This window comes from Mesorhizobium sp. U510 (assembly GCF_059180695.1).
In genome coordinates this window covers 5,724,545-5,739,872 of sequence record NZ_CP180532.1, presented here as the reverse complement: position 1 = coordinate 5,739,872, position 15,328 = coordinate 5,724,545, and the positions used below count along the sequence as shown (strand labels likewise).

The 15,328-nt window shown below is 63.9% G+C and carries 19 protein-coding genes; 8 read left to right on the top strand and 11 right to left on the bottom strand.

All coding sequences use genetic code 11. The features are described 5' to 3' along the window. Nucleotides 1-17: 17 nt before the first annotated feature. Nucleotides 18-473, bottom strand: a complete 456-nt coding sequence (locus tag ACLGL5_RS29650) for a MarR family winged helix-turn-helix transcriptional regulator (protein WP_019859502.1) — start codon at nt 471-473, stop codon at nt 18-20. Between the two features lie 65 nt (nt 474-538). Between ACLGL5_RS29650 and ACLGL5_RS29645 the strand changes: the two genes are divergently transcribed. After that, nucleotides 539-1,012: a cupin domain-containing protein gene (locus ACLGL5_RS29645; protein ID WP_069092656.1), complete on the top strand. Its 474-nt coding sequence runs from the start codon at nt 539-541 to the stop codon at nt 1,010-1,012. 27 nt (nt 1,013-1,039) lie between these two features. On the opposite strand, the gene ACLGL5_RS29640 is transcribed toward ACLGL5_RS29645, so the two are convergent. After that, nucleotides 1,040-1,651 (bottom strand): hypothetical protein, encoded by a 612-nt coding sequence (locus ACLGL5_RS29640; RefSeq protein WP_069092655.1) that lies wholly within the window; start codon nt 1,649-1,651, stop codon nt 1,040-1,042. A 252-nt stretch (nt 1,652-1,903) separates the two neighbouring features. Here ACLGL5_RS29640 and ACLGL5_RS29635 point away from each other — a divergent pair, with 252 nt between their 5' ends. Then, nucleotides 1,904-2,503 (top strand): YdeI/OmpD-associated family protein, encoded by a 600-nt coding sequence (locus tag ACLGL5_RS29635; protein WP_019859500.1) that lies wholly within the window; start codon nt 1,904-1,906, stop codon nt 2,501-2,503. Between the two features lie 3 nt (nt 2,504-2,506). Here ACLGL5_RS29635 and ACLGL5_RS29630 read toward each other — a convergent pair whose 3' ends face one another. Then, nucleotides 2,507-3,136, bottom strand: coding sequence for a glutathione S-transferase family protein (locus tag ACLGL5_RS29630; RefSeq protein WP_038648173.1), 630 nt, complete (start codon nt 3,134-3,136; stop codon nt 2,507-2,509). Between the two features lie 403 nt (nt 3,137-3,539). Between ACLGL5_RS29630 and ACLGL5_RS29625 the strand changes: the two genes are divergently transcribed. Both ACLGL5_RS29625 and ACLGL5_RS29620 read left to right on the top strand, forming a co-directional pair. Further along, complete coding sequence (locus ACLGL5_RS29625; protein WP_069092654.1) at nt 3,540-4,238, top strand: SDR family NAD(P)-dependent oxidoreductase; 699 nt, start codon at nt 3,540-3,542, stop codon at nt 4,236-4,238. Nucleotides 4,239-4,255: 17 nt separating this feature from the next. Further along, a complete protein-coding gene (locus tag ACLGL5_RS29620; RefSeq protein ID WP_069093476.1) occupies nt 4,256-4,885 on the top strand; it encodes an NADPH-dependent F420 reductase in 630 nt (209 codons plus the stop codon). 158 nt (nt 4,886-5,043) lie between these two features. Here ACLGL5_RS29620 and ACLGL5_RS29615 read toward each other — a convergent pair whose 3' ends face one another. Together ACLGL5_RS29615 and ACLGL5_RS29610 are read right to left on the bottom strand one after the other, a co-directional pair. After that, complete coding sequence (locus tag ACLGL5_RS29615) at nt 5,044-5,403, bottom strand: hypothetical protein (protein ID WP_069092653.1); 360 nt, start codon at nt 5,401-5,403, stop codon at nt 5,044-5,046. A gap of 31 nt (nt 5,404-5,434) precedes the next feature. Continuing rightward, a complete protein-coding gene (locus ACLGL5_RS29610; protein WP_027047092.1) occupies nt 5,435-5,746 on the bottom strand; it encodes a hypothetical protein in 312 nt (103 codons plus the stop codon). A 365-nt stretch (nt 5,747-6,111) separates the two neighbouring features. On the opposite strand from ACLGL5_RS29610, the gene ACLGL5_RS29605 reads away from it, so the two are divergent. Next, nucleotides 6,112-7,734 (top strand): ABC-F family ATP-binding cassette domain-containing protein, encoded by a 1,623-nt coding sequence (locus tag ACLGL5_RS29605; protein ID WP_019859494.1) that lies wholly within the window; start codon nt 6,112-6,114, stop codon nt 7,732-7,734. A gap of 59 nt (nt 7,735-7,793) precedes the next feature. Here ACLGL5_RS29605 and ACLGL5_RS29600 read toward each other — a convergent pair whose 3' ends face one another. Then, nucleotides 7,794-9,233, bottom strand: coding sequence for a winged helix-turn-helix domain-containing tetratricopeptide repeat protein (locus tag ACLGL5_RS29600; protein WP_167626436.1), 1,440 nt, complete (start codon nt 9,231-9,233; stop codon nt 7,794-7,796). A gap of 388 nt (nt 9,234-9,621) precedes the next feature. After that, nucleotides 9,622-10,755, bottom strand: a complete 1,134-nt coding sequence (locus ACLGL5_RS29595) for an alpha-hydroxy acid oxidase (RefSeq protein ID WP_069093475.1) — start codon at nt 10,753-10,755, stop codon at nt 9,622-9,624. A gap of 137 nt (nt 10,756-10,892) precedes the next feature. On the opposite strand from ACLGL5_RS29595, the gene ACLGL5_RS29590 reads away from it, so the two are divergent. Continuing rightward, nucleotides 10,893-11,531 carry a TetR/AcrR family transcriptional regulator gene (locus ACLGL5_RS29590; RefSeq protein ID WP_080643780.1) on the top strand — a complete coding sequence of 213 codons (639 nt, stop codon included), beginning with the start codon at nt 10,893-10,895 and terminating at the stop codon, nt 11,529-11,531. Between the two features lie 42 nt (nt 11,532-11,573). Here the strand turns inward: ACLGL5_RS29590 and ACLGL5_RS29585 are convergent, their stop codons facing one another. From ACLGL5_RS29585 to ACLGL5_RS29575, 3 genes are all read right to left on the bottom strand, one after another. Then, a complete protein-coding gene (locus tag ACLGL5_RS29585) occupies nt 11,574-12,401 on the bottom strand; it encodes a class II aldolase/adducin family protein (protein WP_196774179.1) in 828 nt (275 codons plus the stop codon). Between the two features lie 251 nt (nt 12,402-12,652). Continuing rightward, nucleotides 12,653-13,090: a VOC family protein gene (locus ACLGL5_RS29580; protein WP_064981945.1), complete on the bottom strand. Its 438-nt coding sequence runs from the start codon at nt 13,088-13,090 to the stop codon at nt 12,653-12,655. Between the two features lie 119 nt (nt 13,091-13,209). After that, entirely contained in the window at nt 13,210-13,650 is a 441-nt protein-coding gene (locus ACLGL5_RS29575; RefSeq protein WP_019859488.1) for a lipid-binding SYLF domain-containing protein, read from the bottom strand. Between the two features lie 251 nt (nt 13,651-13,901). Between ACLGL5_RS29575 and ACLGL5_RS29570 the strand changes: the two genes are divergently transcribed. Together ACLGL5_RS29570 and ACLGL5_RS29565 are read left to right on the top strand one after the other, a co-directional pair. Further along, nucleotides 13,902-14,252, top strand: a complete 351-nt coding sequence (locus ACLGL5_RS29570) for a hypothetical protein (protein WP_027047087.1) — start codon at nt 13,902-13,904, stop codon at nt 14,250-14,252. A gap of 110 nt (nt 14,253-14,362) precedes the next feature. Next, nucleotides 14,363-14,533, top strand: a complete 171-nt coding sequence (locus tag ACLGL5_RS29565) for a hypothetical protein (protein WP_019859486.1) — start codon at nt 14,363-14,365, stop codon at nt 14,531-14,533. A 94-nt stretch (nt 14,534-14,627) separates the two neighbouring features. Here the strand turns inward: ACLGL5_RS29565 and ACLGL5_RS29560 are convergent, their stop codons facing one another. Continuing rightward, entirely contained in the window at nt 14,628-15,269 is a 642-nt protein-coding gene (locus tag ACLGL5_RS29560) for a glutathione S-transferase family protein (protein ID WP_069092652.1), read from the bottom strand. Between the last annotated feature and the right edge of the window lie 59 nt (nt 15,270-15,328).

Sequence of the window (15,328 nt, the reverse complement as noted above, 5' to 3'; positions counted from 1 at the left end):
CATGAATGCGGTTCCGGTCAGCGCACCAGTGGGCTGTCCCAGACGGCGAACAGCAGCGCTTTGAGCTGGTCGAAGCGCTCCGGCCCAAGCTCGGTGCGCCACTCCTCCTCGATGTCGCGCAATATGTCGACCATCTTCCAGAAGGCGGCGTGGCCGCGTTCGGTGGCGTGAACCACGCGCGCGCTGCCTTCGCCGTCGGAGCGGACAATATAGCCGTAGCCTTCGAGGCTGCTGAGTAGCTGGTTGATCGCCTGTTTGCTCATGCCGGCACGTTCGGCGATGGTGCCGGGGCGCGCGCCGTCCGGGCCGGGAAACTGCAGCACGGCCATGTGCGGCAGACGCAATTCGTCGAAACCGGCAGCGTTGAGCTCCTTGATCAGCCGGCGCTGGATGGCCTGCGCCGGCACGCGCAGCAGGGCGCCGATCAAAAGGTCAGTGGTCTTGGTCTGCAGGACTTCGGCTGAGGTGGCCATTGACGATCCGGTAAATTGAGTTTACAGATAACTAGTAAATGTAATTTACCGGAGGGGTTTGCGCAATGTCAGCCATCGATCTTCAGGTAAACCCAGCCAACGAGACCATCGGCACCAAGGGGTTGTCGGTCCGTTTCCTGGTGTCGGGCGAAAATTCGAACGGCAGCGTCGCCACCTTCGAACTGATGGTGCCGGGCGCGCAGCGCCTGCCCGCGCCGGCGCACAGCCACGATCATTACGAGGAAACGATCTACGGCATTGACGGGGTTTTGACCTGGACCGTGAACGGCAAGCCAATCGAAGTTGGGCCGGGGGAGGCGCTGTGCATCCCACGCGGCGCCGTCCATCGCTTCGACAATAATGGCACAAGGGATGCCAAGGCGCTGTGCGTCATTACGCCGGCGGCAATTGGTCCCGACTATTTCCGCGAGGCATTCGGCTTGCTCAACGCCGCTGCCGGCGGGCCGCCTGACAAGGCTGGGATGATGGAGATCATGCGCCGCCACGGGCTGACACCGGCAATGCCGCCACCGGCCTGAAGCCGGCCGAGGGACAGGGCGCGCCCCTTATTCCTGGCAAGCGGCGAAAGCGTCGCCCGCGTTCCAGTCCCGGAATGCGACGGTCCGGCCTTCAGTCGACACGGTCTCGTGCTTGGTGCTGCCGTCCGGCTGCTGCTTCGAGCTGGTGCCCTTGCCGGTCAGCACATTGTAGTCGCAGGCGCTGGCGGCATTCTCCTGCAGGTAATCATCGGAATCATAGGCGAAGCCGGCAACGATGAAGGCGCCGTCGCGGTAGGCGATGGTCAGCGTCTGGTTGGTGCGCTCGCTGCCGATCTCCGGCGCCGGCAGATAGAATTTGATCGAGCCGTTGGGCAGCATCGTCAGCTCCGGCTCGGTGTCGGAGTTCTCATAGCCCGGCTGGTCGTAACCGTTCCACTCGCCACCGATCTGTTCGCGCACGATTTCGACGGGCTTGAGGTAATTGTGCTCCTTGTCCCCGAGGAAGAAATGGATGTCCATCGGGTCGGTCGGCCCGGTCTCGACCACCATGGCAAGGTCGGGAGCGCCGTCGCCGTTGAAGTCGCCGGTCAGCGCGGTGATGATCTTGCGGGTTTCGACCGGTTCGGCCAGCGCCACGCCCGGCAGCAGCAAGGCAAGGCCGAAGAGCAGAGATTTCATTGTGGCATGTCCCCCAAGCCTGGCATTTGTGGTCCTATAGCACGGTGGCGACGTGTCGCGCTCCTCCATCTGGTCGGTTGCGCTCCAGCCGCAACACGGCGATGTATGGTGCGTTCCCTATTTCGCGGCACCGTGCCTCACTGCTGACGGGAATTGACGGTGGGCGATGCCATGATGCCGGGAATCGCAGGATGACGGAGGCAAGATGACAGGGACGCCAGCGACAATGATTCTGAACCGGCAGGCCCGCTGATGGCGCCGGTCAAGGTCGATCCGGACAAGGTCCGGGAATTCCCCGACGCGGCGAGTTTTTATGCCTGGCTCGGCCAGCACCACGCCACCGAAAGCGAAGTGTGGATCAAGGTGCACAAGGTCGGGTCGGGACTGAAGTCGATCACGCCGAAGGAGGCCATCGACGTCGTGCTGTGCTTCGGCTGGATCGACGCGGTGCGCAAGGGGCTGGACGAGAACAGTTTTCTCCAGCGCTACACGCCGCGCGGCAAGAAGAGCATCTGGAGCAAGATCAACATCGACAATGTCGCGCGGCTGGTCGAGGAGGGCCGCATGACCGGGCATGGGCTGAAACAGGTCGAAGCCGCCAAGGCCGACGGGCGCTGGGCGCGCGCCTATGGCGGGAGCAAGGAGATGAAAATCCCCGACGATTTGCAGGCGGCCATCGATGCCGAACCGGCGGCGAAGGCGATGCTGGAAAAACTCAGCGCGCAGAACCGCTTCTCGCTCGCCTTCCGCACCCACAACATGAAGACCGAGGCCGGCCGCAAGAAGAAGATCGAGACCTTCGTGGCGATGCTGAAGCGTGGCGAGACGATCTATCCGCAGGGCAAAAAGTAGTCCTCAACCGCCCGAATGCGGGTCGATGCTGTAGGGATGGATCGGATAGCCTTGGCCGACGGCGTCGCGCACGCGGCCGGTCCAGGCGAGGAATGCCGGGTAGTCCGCCGGCGAGAAGCCGCAATCGCCGGCACGATGGCTGTAGGCATAGATGGCGATGTCGGCGATGGTGAGGTCGTTTCCGGTGAGGAACGGCGTCTCGCCAAGGCTGCGATCCAGGGCGGCCAGCGTGCGGGCGCCGGCCTCGCGCTTGCCGGTAACCATGGCGTGGTTGCGTTCGAGCCGTCCGGTCAAGGTCCAGAAGCGCAGTGAGCCGATGACGGGCTCGACATTGTACTGTTCGAAGAACAGCCACTGCATCACCTTGGCGCGCCGGAAGCGGTCCGACGGCAGCAGAGGTGTGCCTTCGGCGAGATAGGTGAGGATCGCATTGGACTCGGCGATGGCGCTGCCATTTTCGAGCTGGAGCACAGGAACCGCGCCGGCCGGGTTGAGGGCAAGGAAGGCATCAGTGTGGCTCTCGCCCTCGAAAATCGAGACGAGGCGGGTCTCGCAAGGGATCTTCAGCAGGCCGAGCAGGACCCGGACTTTCCAGCCATTTTGCGATGGCAGATAATCGTGAAGCGTGAGCATGGCCGATCCTCGTGATGGGTGGACGATCGCATGGCGAGACGTCTGGCGACACCCGATTCCCGCTCGGGCATGAGGTTTGGGAAGGGCAAATTGCGGAAACCTCGGCGCTTGAACACCCCCTCTGTCCTGCCGGACATCTCCCCCGCAAGGGGGGAGATCGGCAGCTTCAATCGCGCTGCTCTATCCTGCAACGTCGATGATTGGCGAAGGCGGAGCCAACATCCAATCTCCCCCCTTGCGGGGGAGATGTCCGGCAGGACAGAGGGGGGCGTGACGGAACGCGACGTCGGACAGCTCGATCACTCATGCGCTTGATCGCACAATGACTGCGATCTCCGCTGCCTAACAAACCAATTCGGCCTGTGCCATCTTTCCCCGAGACGACAAACAGAGGCATCCGAGAATGACCACACACCCCAACAAAGTCGCCCTCGTCACCGGCGCCAATCGCGGCATCGGGTTGGAGACCGGCCGCCAGTTGGCGAAACTTGGCTTCACCGTGCTGCTCGGCGTGCGCGATCTGGCCAAGGGCGAGGCCGCGGCGAAAGGGCTCGACGGCCACGTCGAGGCCATCGCGCTCGATGTCGCGGCACCCGACGCGGCTGCAAGGGCAGCCGATGAGGTCGAGCGCCGGTTCGGACGGCTCGATGTGCTGATCAACAATGCCGCCATCCACTACGACACCGGCTCGCGCGCCTTGCGGCCGGACTGGACGGTCATCCGCGAGGCGTTCGAGACCAATGTCTTCGGCGCCTGGCGGGTGGCGGCCGCCTTCGCGCCGCTGCTCAAGGCCGGCGGCCACGGCAGGCTGGTCAATGTGTCGTCCGAAGGCGGTTCGCTGGCCTCGATGGGGGCTGGCGCGCCGGCCTATTCGACATCGAAGGCGACGCTCAATGCGCTGACCCGTGTGCTGGCGGCAGAACTGCGCGGCTCCGGCGTGCTGGTCAATGCCATCTGCCCCGGTTGGGTCGCCACCGACATGGGCGGGCCGGGCGGACGCCCGGTGGCGCAAGGGGCGGCCGGCATCGTCTGGGCCGCGACCTTGCCGGACGACGGCCCGACCGGCGGCTTCTTCCGCGACGGCAAAGGACTGCCGTGGTGAGCGAACAGGAGGCGAAGATGAGAATCGGAGTTCTGGGCGCCGGCATGATCGGCGGCACGGTAGGGCGGCTGTGGGCGCAGGCCGGACATGAGGTGAGCTTTGGCGTGCGGCATCCCGAGCGGCTGCGCTCGATGCTTTCCGGCCTTGGCGGCAAGGCCACGGCCGGCTCGGCGCTCGATGCCGTTGCCGGCGCGGATGTCGTGCTGGCCGCCATCCCGTTTCGGGCCTGGCCCGGTGTCGCGGCCGAAATCGGTGCAGCGCTCGGCGACAAGGTGCTGCTCGACGCCACGGTGCCCGACCCGCCGCGCGACGGCGCTTTCGGCGACGCCGCACTTGCCCGCAAGGACGGCCTGGCTTTCGCCGTCGCGCTGCTGCTGCCGCGCGCGAAGCTGGTTCGCGCCTTCAGCACGGTCATGTGGACAACGCTGCAATCGCAGGCGCACCGCGCCGGCGACAGGCTCGGCATTCCGCTCGCCGGCGATGACGAAGAGGCCGTTGCCCTTGCCGTGCGGCTGGCGAGCGACGCCGGTTTTGACCCGGTCGTGGTCGGACCGCTGTCGCAAGCCCGGCGCTTCGATCCCGGCACGGCCGTCTTCGATAGCGGCATGAGCGGACCGCAGGTTCGGGCCGCACTCGGGGTGGCTTGAGGCGGTTCACGATCTGAATCGTGGAATTGCCGTAAGCGCCTGTTTAGACGCACTTTCAGCGGATCTGACTTGCCTTGTTGCGCACAAGAAAAAGCCGCCCTCGCTTTTCAGCGAATGGCGGCCTTTTCCCGGGAGGAAGTCAGAAAGAAAGCTGGCGATCAAGCCGCCTTGGCGTGGCCGTGCTTCTTGTGGGTACGCTTGTGGGTACGCTTGTGGGTGTGCTTCTTGGCGACGTGCTTGTGGCCGTGCTTCCTCACATGCCGGTGGTGCTTCTTGCCGTGCCTGACATGCTTCTTGAGGTGCTTGTGCGCGGCAGCCTGGGCCGGCTTGGCCGTGGCAGCGGGAGCCGTAGTCGACGCAGCGGCGGCGGGAGCCGTGGTCGACGTGGCGGGAGCCGGAGCCGTGGTCGGCGCAGCGGCGGTGGTGGCGGCCGCGTTGGCCGTGCTGGTGCCGACAACCGGCATGGCCAGGCCGAGCGCGATGGCGAGACCCAGGGCGGAGAGGAGGGGCTTGTTCATGATAGGCTTTCCTTCGGATTGATGGTTGCTGTCACTGGTCGAGGTTGACCGGTGTCACTCCAAGAAGTTTCAGGGCGTTGGCGTAGGTCCGGATGCCTTGCGCCTCCTTACGCTCGGCACAAAACCGGTTGGCCTTGTCCTGGAGTGCCTCTGCCGTGGCGATCTGGCTGGCGCTGGCACCGGGTTCGGCTTTGGTCCGGATGGCTCCGTCGAGTTGAGAACCGAGCCGGCTGCAATATTCGCTCCGGGTAACCGCCGCCTGCGCACCCGATTGCGCGACCGCAAGCATGGCGAGCGAAATGCCTGCGAGGGCACCCATCCATCCGGTCGAACGTCGTTGCATTGTCGGGACCATCCCTTTGCGTTGTGTGGCGACCGCTGTCCGGTTGCTACGAGGGTGGTTATGACAGGTGATGTTTTCCTCAGTTTTTCCCGCATGTTGAATCTTGTTTCTGAAGTGTGTCTGGCTCTCACCCTCCCCCTCGTGGGGAGGGTCGCTCCGCGCAGCGGAGCGGGGTGGGGGTCTTTTTAAGTCGGCGCCGCACCCCCACCCCGTCCCACCGACCTTGCTTCGCAATGCCGGTGTGCCGACCCTCCCCACAAGGGGGAGGGTGAAGCGCTGCGGCGCTTGCGCCTCTTCCTTTGCCGCCGTCCTTCGCGTAAGGCGCCGGGCAAATCCTTTCAGCGCAGGCATAGTCCGGAAACCGCATGATCAGACTTGAAAGCATCAGCAAGCAGAACGGCCGTCAGCTTGTCTTCATAGAGGCGTCGGCTTCCCTGCAGAAGGGCGAGAAAATTGGCCTTGTCGGGCCGAATGGCGCCGGCAAGACGACCCTGTTCCGCATGATCACCGGCCAGGAGCAGCCGGATGAGGGCCAGGTGCAGGTCGATCGCGGCGTCACCATCGGCTATTTCAGCCAGGATGTCGGCGACATGGAAGGCCATAGCGCCGTCGCCGAAGTGATGAATGGCGCCGGGCCGGTGAGCGATGTCGCGGCCGAGATGGCGGAACTGGAAGCGGCGATGGCCGACCCGGACCAGGCCGACCGGATGGACGAGATCATCGAGAAGTATGGCGAGGCGCAGCATCGCTTCGAGGAGCTCGACGGCTATGCGCTGGACGGCCGCGCCCGCGAAGTGCTCGACGGTCTGGGCTTTTCCCAGGAGATGATGGACGGCGATGTCGGCAAGCTGTCGGGCGGCTGGAAGATGCGCGTGGCGCTGGCGCGCATCCTTCTGATGCGGCCCGATGTCATGCTGCTCGACGAACCGTCCAACCATCTGGACCTGGAAAGCCTGATCTGGCTGGAGCAATTCCTGAAGGGCTATGACGGCGCGCTGCTGATGACATCGCACGACCGCGAGTTCATGAACCGCATCGTCAACAAGATCGTCGAGATCGATGCCGGCTCGCTCACCGCCTACTCTGGCAATTACGAATTCTACCAGCAGCAGCGGGCGATCGCCGACAAGCAGCAGCAGGCGCAGTTCGAGCGCCAGCAGGCGATGCTGGCCAAGGAGATCGCCTTCATCGAGCGCTTCAAGGCGCGCGCGTCGCATGCCGCGCAGGTGCAGAGCCGGGTGAAGAAGCTCGACAAGATCGACCGCGTCGAGCCGCCCAAGCGCCGCCAGATCGTCAATTTCGAATTCCAGCCGGCACCGCGCTGCGGCGAGGATGTCGTCACCTTGAAGAACGTCCACAAGGCCTATGGCAGCCGCAGCATCTATGAGGGGCTCGACTTCCAGGTCCGCCGCCGCGAGCGCTGGTGCATCATGGGCGTCAACGGCGCCGGCAAGTCGACGCTGCTCAAGCTGGTGGCAGGCGCTTCCGACCCCGACACCGGCACGGTGGCGCGCGGGCCGAGCGTGAAAATGGGCTATTTCGCCCAGCACGCGATGGAGCTGCTCGAAGGCGAGCGCACCGTGTTCCAGACGCTGGAAGACAATTTCCCGCAGGCCGGCCAGGCGCCGCTTCGCGCGCTCGCCGGCTGCTTCGGCTTTTCCGGCGACGAGATCGAGAAGAAATGCCGCGTGCTGTCAGGCGGCGAGAAGGCGCGGCTGGTGATGGCGCTGATGCTGTTCGACCCGCCCAATCTGCTGGTGCTGGACGAGCCGACCAACCACCTCGACATCGCCACCAAGCAGATGCTGATCGAGGCGCTATCGCAATATGAGGGCACCATGCTGTTTGTCTCGCACGACCGGCATTTTCTTGCCGCACTTTCGAACCGCGTGCTGGAACTGACGCCCGAAGGCGTCCACACCTATGGTGGCGGCTATACCGAATATGTCGAGCGCACGGGGCAGGAAGCGCCAGGATTGAGAAGTTGAGGGCGAGCCCAGATCACTGGGTGCCATGCCGCTTCGATCTGTGTTGATCGCGCAGCCGGTCAGTCTAATCCGGCGATGCGCAGCCCCTCGATATAGCGCGCGCGATCCTTTTCGTGGACGATCGGGTGGTACCTCTCGACCCAGTCCACGGACACGGATGGATGCAGGCGCCGCGTCTGCGCCAGCGCATGGGCGGCGGCGGCGCGATCGCCCGCCATGCCTGCCGAGGCGGCGTATGTGCGCCAGGCCGTTCCAAAATTCTGCCTGAGATCGACCGCACGCCGTTCGAACTCGGCAGCCTCGGCATAACGCCCGGCCATGAAATGACAGAGGCCAATGACGGAAAGGCTGCCCGCCTGCGTGAAGTCGCGCGGGCTCAGCCGGTCGGCCAGCGCGACATGGTGCAGGCCGTCGTCGGGCATGCCCGCATAGGCATAGGTCGACCCAAGGATCATATGCGCATAGGCCAGGCTTGGATTGAGAGTAATCGCCTCGGACAAAGCTCTCACGGCTGGATCGAAACGGCGCGAGGCCATGTGCACGAAGCCCGTTGCGAAGTGCGTCCAGGGGTCCTCCGGGTCGCTGCGGATCGCCCGTTGCGCCATGTCGTGTGCGGTCGGTAAGGCCGCTTCCGCATCGGCCAGTCCAAGCATCGCCTTTGCCGCTAGGCCCCAGGCGATCAGGCAATTGGCGCGCGGATAATCGGGATCGATGTCGATGGCTTTCTTGAGCAGCCGCTCTGCGATCTCGAAATCCGGCAGCGAGGCCCAGGTCCAGACATAGGGCATTGCCTTCATCACGAAGCCCCATGCGTCGAGACTGCCCGGCGACCGGCTCTGGAAACGCTCCTGCTCGGCCACGTAGAGCCTGGGCTCGATGGCGCCGATGACGCTCTCGGCTATCTCGTCCTGAAGCGCGAAGAAATCGGCGATTTGGGCATCATAGCGTTCCGCCCAGATCTGGCGACCGGTGTCGGCGTCGCTGACTCTGGCGTTGATCCGCAAACGCTGTCCGGAGCGGCGCACGCTCCCGTCGAGCACATAGCGCACGCCAAGCTCGCGCCCGATCTGCTTCACGTCGACCGCCTTGCCGCCATAGGTGAAAGACGAGTTGCGGGCCGAGACAAAGAGCCAGCGCAGCCGCGCCAGGCGGGTGATGATGTCTTCCGCGAGGCCATCGCCGAAATATTGCTGCTCGGCGTCGTCGCTGAGGTTGGCAAAGGGCAGCACGGCGATCGAGGGTCCGGCCTCGGCGCTATCGGCAACGGCCGCGGCCGCGTCGAGGCAATCCACCGTACCACCGAAGCGATAGCCGATCCGGGGGATGGTCGCGATCCATTCGGCGTCGTCAGGCCCCGGCCCAAGCAGTTTGCGGAGCAAGGCGATCTGGACGGACAGGTTGCTTTCCTCGACCGCCGCGTGCGGCCATGCCGCGTCCATCAGCGTCGCCTTGGACAGGACTTCGCCCGGCCGTTCCACCAGTGCCGCCAAGAGCAGCACGCCGCGATATCCGACCGGAACGGGAACGCCCTGCCGGAGCAGTGTTCCCGCCTCCGGATTAAGCTCGAACGGACCGAATGCGAACCGTTTCCCCACCATAGCGCAAAAATAGCATCTTTTCGGAGCTTTTCGGAACTATTCGGTCGTGTGACCCGGACGAAATCCGCCCGCAGGGTCATCCTGTCACCATGTTTCGTGACAGGAGAGCCGAAAATGACCGCACTTGTTTTTGACCGTATCGGGTTTGAGACCGAGGCCAGCCAAACGGTTCCGACGAGCAGCAAGTGTCCGCGCGAGGAAGAATTCCGCGCCGCTCTCGACCGCTATATGGCGGACTACATCGCCTGCCAGAAGCGCCGCGAATGCCAAGGCGCCCGGACCGACCTGACTAGTTCAGCACCCGCTCGTCGACTTCGTCGATGCTTGTCGTGCCTGTCAGCGCCATGGTGACGGACAATTCCTTGCGAAGGATGTCGATGGCGGTCGCCACGCCGGCCTCTCCGCCGGCACCGAGGCCGTAAATATAGGCTCGACCGACCAGGCAGCCTCTGGCGCCAAGAGCGAGCGCGCGCATGACATCCTGGCCTGACCGCACGCCGCCATCGAACAGCACCTCGGTTTGTGATCCCACCGCTTCAACAATCTTCGGCAGCCTGGAGATCGTCGATGGCGCGCCATCCAGCTGCCGGCCGCCATGATTGGAAACGACGATGGCGGTTGCACCGGCCTTGCTGGCGATGCGCGCATCCTCCACGTCGAGAATACCCTTGATGATCAGCTTGCCCGGCCAGATGCTCCTGACCCACTCGATGTCATTCCAGTTCAGCGCGGGATCGAACTGATGCGACACCCAGTCCGCGACTTCCCTGACGCCTTGCTGGCCTTTTACATGGCCGGCGAGATTGCCGAACGTCCAGCGTTTGGCAGCCAGCATTCGCCGGGTCCAGCCGGGCTTGGTCGCCATGTCGAGTAGATTTCGCAGTTTCAGCGCCGGCGGAACCGAAAGCCCATTTTTGACGTCGACGTGCCGCTGTCCCAGCACCTGCAGGTCGACGGTGAGCACCAGCGCGCTGCAACGGGCAGCGAGCGCCCGCTCGACGAGCGAGCGCACGAAGCCACGGTCTTTCATCACATAGAGCTGGAACCAGAACGGCTTCTCGACCGCCTCGGCAACGTCCTCGATCGAGCAGATCGCCATCGTTGCCAGCGTATAGGGGACGCCGGCCGCCTGCGCGGCGCGACAGGCATGGATCTCGCCGTTGGCGCATTGCATCCCGCCAAGGCCGATCGGCGCCAGCGCTATTGGCAATGAAACCTTCTCGCCAAGGATCGTTGTTGCGGTATCCCGTTGCGAAACGTCGACCAGCACGCGCTGGCGAAAAGTGAGGCGCTCCAGGTCGGCTCTGTTGGCGCGCAAGGTTTGTTCCGAGTAGGCGCCTGCCTCGACGTAGTCGAAAAAGGCCCGGGGAACGCGGCGGCGGGCAGCCTGCCGCAGATCCTCGATGCAGGTCATGGTCTTCAGCGGCAAGGCGGCCGGTCGCGCCTTGGACCGGTCGCGAAGCGCTGCAGCTTCACTGATTTGTCCAAGATCAGGGACTGCCGTGATCAGCCTGTCCATCGTCGCCTCCCATTGAATATTAGGTATATCTGATGCATTGAATGCCGGGTGCACGCGGATGTAAACTCACTAGCGAGTATACATTCATCGGCTTCAGCCCCGTGCCCAGATCGTCCGACCAAACCCGACCAGACATATTGCAGGCGGCTTACAAGCTCTTTCGCCGCCGGGGATTCTTTCGCGTCGGCATGGACGAGATCGCGCGCACCGCCGGCGTCACCAAGCGCACGCTCTACTATCATTTCGACAGCAAGGACGCGTTGCTGACCGCGGTGCTTGCATCACAGCACGAGCGGGCGTTCGGCGCGTTCCAGACCTATGGCATCGACCTGTCGGGCGGTCCGGAGCAACTGATCGACAAGCTGTTCGGCGGACTGGCGAGGTGGTCGGCCAAACCGCGCTGGGCGGGATCGGGATTTACCCGGCTGGCAATCGAACTTGCCGATCTCTCGGGGCATCCCGCACGCTCGATGGCACACCAGCACAAGGCCTTGATGGAACAGCAACTGGCAACCCTTCTCGCCAAAGCGAACGTGGCAGCGCCGCGCGAGCGGGCGCGTGAGCTGGTCCTGCTGGTAGAGGGTGCGATGGTCATGCTGCTGATCCATGGCGACCGAGACTATTGCACCGCCGCGGTCGAGGCCGCCAAACGGCTGGTCGTGGATAGACCGGCTGTTTGAAGCGGATGTTCGGTCTTCGTCGGCCAAGTGCCGCCCTCTGCTCTAGCCAAGCAGTTCAGGCTGCTGCCTGAGGATGCGGTCGTGCAGCGGTTGGCATTGAAACCAGCCGGCATGGGGCGTGCCGTTCACCGCCCGGGCGGCTTTGGCGTTTTCCGGGTCGACCTGCAGGGGTATCCCCACACTTTCGGCGAGGAATTGTGCCTGGCAACACCGTTCCATCGAGATGAACCACCAGACGGCCTCGTCGACGGTCTGGCCAACCGCCAGCAAGCCATGGTTGCGCAGGATTGCCGCCTTGTGTCCGCCGAGGCACTCGGCAATCCGCGCCGCCTCGCTCGCCTCGGTGACCAGCACCCGCGTGTCGTCGAAGAAGACGTGATCCTCATAGAAGGCACAGGCGTCCTGCGTAATGGGATCGAGCAACCGGCCGACCGCCGACCAGGCCTTGCCATAGATGGAATGGGCGTGCGCTGCCGCCACCACATCCGGCCGTGCCGCGTGGATCTGGTGATGAATGGCGAATGCGGCGACATTGACCGGCATCGTGCCCTCGACCACGGCGCCGGCGCCGTCGACCCGAATAAGATCCGAGACGGTAATGTGCGCAAAATGCATGCCGAACGGATTGACCCAGAATGTATCGGTAAATTCCGGGTCGCGGGCCGTGATATGCCCGGCAACGCCTTCACTGAAGCCCAATGCCGCGAATATACGGAAGCCGGCGGCAAGCCTTTCCTTTCGGTGCTGCCGCTCCTGTTCGAGGTTCTCGAAGCTGGGTGGCCCGCGCAGCTTGAAAAGCGGCCCATAGGCTGCCCGCTTGCTTGCGGCCAGATCGCTTTCGGTGTCTGGAATTGATGTGACGATGTCCATGACGCTCTCCCTGGGGCTGCACCGTCGGCATGACGGCTGGCCTCAGATTGGCGAAGCTGGGGATCGGCGTATCAAGGTCTCCGTAAATTGTTCCGAATTCTTCCGAATAGGCGCAAACTATTCGTTGTCGTGGCAATGATCGGCCCAACCTGTTGGTGCTGGGCGAGCGGACCAACCACTTCGACATCGCCAGGACGTTTTGTGACGCCCGCCGGCATTGGTCGCTCTTGGCCATTGTCGTCTTGGTGCGCTCAGCCGAGTTCCTGGGCGAGGCCGATGAGAAGGTCTCCGGGTCCGCGAATGTAGCAGAGCCGGTACACGTCCTTGTACTGGACGACCTCGCCTGCGAGCCGCGCACCGTGCTTGCGAAGCCTTTCAAGCGTATCGTCGATGTCGTCCACGGTGAACATGACGCGCAGGTAGCCCAGAGCGTTGACCGGGGCGTTGCGGTGATCCGCGACGACGGGCGGCGTGAGGAAACGGGACAGTTCGAGCCGGCTGTGGCCGTCCGGCGTGCGCATCATGGCAATCTCGACGTGCTGATCGCCCAGTCCGGTGACTCGTCCGGCCCATTCGCCTTCGATCGTGGCCCGCCCTTCGAGCTCGAGGCCGAGCTCGCGAAAGAAATCAATCGTCTCTTCGAGGTCATCGACGACGATTCCGACATTGTCCATCCGTTTGAGCGCCATTACGTCCAACCTCGTGTCTGGATCAAAAGCGTGTCCGTCTCAGGGAAAAGGCGGCTGTCGGGCCGACGCCGCCTTCTGGATTTTCCGTCCGACCTCTTAGCGTCGAAGGAATGGGTCCCTTACCTCAACGAGATAGCCAAGCCGCTGAGATCGGCGTTGACCTGCAGCCCGACCTGCTTGCCGGAGAGTTCGAGCTGGGCACCCCTGTCATTGGTCATGACGATCACCTGGGCGCCTTTGCCGAGCGTGCCGCCGCCGCCCGCCGCACCGTAGACCCCCGTCACATCGCGGACGCGCCTGATGTGCCGCACGGTGCCGCGGAAATAGGTCTTTGAAACGCCGAAGGCCAGGCCGCCCGAGACGCCGCCGATCGAGATGGGATAGGTTTTGCCGTGGAAGGTGAACGTGCCTTCGCCGCCGGAGCCGCCGACGAAGAAGGCCGCCTTGTAGACGGCAAAGCGGATCGTGCCGCTATCGGCATGCGCGGAGCTGGCAAAGCCGATGCCCGCGGTGGCGATGGCGGCAACCGCGATTCTACGAAATCCGGACGAAATGTTCATGATGAAAGCTCCTCAAAGTCGCCGCTTGCCCAACCGGCCGGGCGCGCCAGCGCTGTGTTAAAGTTACAACGGAACAGTCTCGCCCGTCATTTGGTTCCAGGCACGCGGCCTGAATCTGGCCGCGGGAAGATCGACATGAAGCGTGGCCTATGGCAAGCGCTGCGGCGAGACATCGCGTACACGTGATTGGCGCGGACGCGACGCCTGCGAGTTCTGCGGAAAGCGAGAAAGGCTTCGGGATGAGAATTGCGATGCGAATTGCAGTGTCCGTCGCACTGGCCGCGACGGTGGCCGGATGTGCGACCTCTCCGGTCGACTATGGCGCGTCGCTTTCGCCGCAGGATCCGAAATGGGCCTCGCCGGATTGCCAGCAGGCGCGGGCGGCGGCTGCGGCCTACGAGGTTCGCGAAAAACAGCACCCGGGCTGGGAATTCGCGGCCCTTGGCCCGTACGGCTTAGGCATCATCGCGGCCACAAAGGAGGCCGAGCAGAAGCAACGGAAGCTTCACGCCCGCGACGTGCACCTGCAATGCTCGAGCCTGCCTTTGCCGAAGGAGTTGCAGGGCGATCTAGGCCCGGGCGCAAAGGCGAAATATCCGTAGCCGTCGTGAGTCCTCGAAGCGCTGGACTCGAGCTTTATGTCACCAGCCTTTGGAACGTAAATTCATTCGCCAAGTTCTTAGCGTCAGGACAAGCGAAGGGACATCGACACATGCTGACCGCCGTTCGAGCCATGATTGGCCAAGCCCGCTTCACCACCGCGAAGAGCGAACCCGAAGCGCAGAGCACCCGGCACACGCCGATCTCGAAGGAACTCGAGACCCTGGCCGCGATCCGCTTGACTGACATGGCCGGCCTGGGAGCCTGGTCTCCGGACCGCTGATTGGTTTCGACACGGGTCGGACCGCATCGCGACGGTTTGCTGTGGTCGAACGCTCGGTGATATTCCGACTTCCATCCTGCTGCCGGCTGAGGCTTTATGATGCGGCGTTGATCGCAAGTTGCGCGGCGAAGGCCCTGGCATAAGCGGGCCGGGCTTCCCCGCGCGCCACATAGGCAGCCAGGTTTTGATATTCGTCCAGAATGCCTGACATGCGTAGCCGAAGCAGCACCGACACCATCAGCAGATCGCCAGCGCTGAACGCACCATCGAGCCACTCGGCGGCGCCCAGATAGACCGAGAGCTGGTCCAGCCGCGCGCGAACACGGTCCTTGACCAGCGGCAGGCGCTCCTCGCTCCAGGACCTGTCGGCTTCGAATATTCTTGCCGTCACCAATTCGAGGATGGGCGGCTCGACGGTGTTGAGGGCGGCAAACATCCAGGTGATCGCACGGGCGCGGGCATCGCGATCCCTGGGCAGCAGGCCCGCATGCCGTTCGGCAAGATGAAAGACGATCGAGCCGGTCTCGAACAGACGCAGAGATCCTTCCTCATAGGTGGGGATCTGGCCGAACGGATGGATGGCCAGATGGCCCGGCGCCTTCATCCCGGCGAAGGAAACGAGACGAACCTCATAGGGCTGCCCCACTTCTTCGAGCGCCCAGCGCACACGCGTATCGCGCGCCAGTCCCTTGCCGCCATCGGGCGATCGTTCAAAGGCGGTGATGGTGGGGATCATGAGAGGCTCCGAAGGGTTGGTGTCCAGGTCTTGCGCTTGCACACAGAGGACGAACGACC

What these genes read in the sequence shown, in the direction of transcription:
- ACLGL5_RS29640 (WP_069092655.1), bottom strand. Translation starts at nt 1,651, where the DNA reads ATGAAATCTCTGCTCTTCGGCCTTGCCTTGCTGCTGCCGGGCGTGGCG.
- ACLGL5_RS29585 (WP_196774179.1), bottom strand. Translation starts at nt 12,401, where the DNA reads ATGGACATCGTCACATCAATTCCAGACACCGAAAGCGATCTGGCCGCA.
- ACLGL5_RS29635 (WP_019859500.1), top strand. Translation starts at nt 1,904, where the DNA reads ATGGCGCCGGTCAAGGTCGATCCGGACAAGGTCCGGGAATTCCCCGAC.
- ACLGL5_RS29590 (WP_080643780.1), top strand. Translation starts at nt 10,893, where the DNA reads ATGCCGGGTGCACGCGGATGTAAACTCACTAGCGAGTATACATTCATC.
- ACLGL5_RS29630 (WP_038648173.1), bottom strand. Translation starts at nt 3,136, where the DNA reads ATGCTCACGCTTCACGATTATCTGCCATCGCAAAATGGCTGGAAAGTC.
- ACLGL5_RS29570 (WP_027047087.1), top strand. Translation starts at nt 13,902, where the DNA reads ATGCGAATTGCAGTGTCCGTCGCACTGGCCGCGACGGTGGCCGGATGT.
- ACLGL5_RS29645 (WP_069092656.1), top strand. Translation starts at nt 539, where the DNA reads ATGTCAGCCATCGATCTTCAGGTAAACCCAGCCAACGAGACCATCGGC.
- ACLGL5_RS29580 (WP_064981945.1), bottom strand. Translation starts at nt 13,090, where the DNA reads ATGGCGCTCAAACGGATGGACAATGTCGGAATCGTCGTCGATGACCTC.
- ACLGL5_RS29605 (WP_019859494.1), top strand. Translation starts at nt 6,112, where the DNA reads ATGATCAGACTTGAAAGCATCAGCAAGCAGAACGGCCGTCAGCTTGTC.
- ACLGL5_RS29650 (WP_019859502.1), bottom strand. Translation starts at nt 473, where the DNA reads ATGGCCACCTCAGCCGAAGTCCTGCAGACCAAGACCACTGACCTTTTG.
- ACLGL5_RS29565 (WP_019859486.1), top strand. Translation starts at nt 14,363, where the DNA reads ATGCTGACCGCCGTTCGAGCCATGATTGGCCAAGCCCGCTTCACCACC.
- ACLGL5_RS29615 (WP_069092653.1), bottom strand. Translation starts at nt 5,403, where the DNA reads ATGAACAAGCCCCTCCTCTCCGCCCTGGGTCTCGCCATCGCGCTCGGC.
- ACLGL5_RS29610 (WP_027047092.1), bottom strand. Translation starts at nt 5,746, where the DNA reads ATGCAACGACGTTCGACCGGATGGATGGGTGCCCTCGCAGGCATTTCG.
- ACLGL5_RS29620 (WP_069093476.1), top strand. Translation starts at nt 4,256, where the DNA reads ATGAGAATCGGAGTTCTGGGCGCCGGCATGATCGGCGGCACGGTAGGG.
- ACLGL5_RS29560 (WP_069092652.1), bottom strand. Translation starts at nt 15,269, where the DNA reads ATGATCCCCACCATCACCGCCTTTGAACGATCGCCCGATGGCGGCAAG.
- ACLGL5_RS29625 (WP_069092654.1), top strand. Translation starts at nt 3,540, where the DNA reads ATGACCACACACCCCAACAAAGTCGCCCTCGTCACCGGCGCCAATCGC.
- ACLGL5_RS29575 (WP_019859488.1), bottom strand. Translation starts at nt 13,650, where the DNA reads ATGAACATTTCGTCCGGATTTCGTAGAATCGCGGTTGCCGCCATCGCC.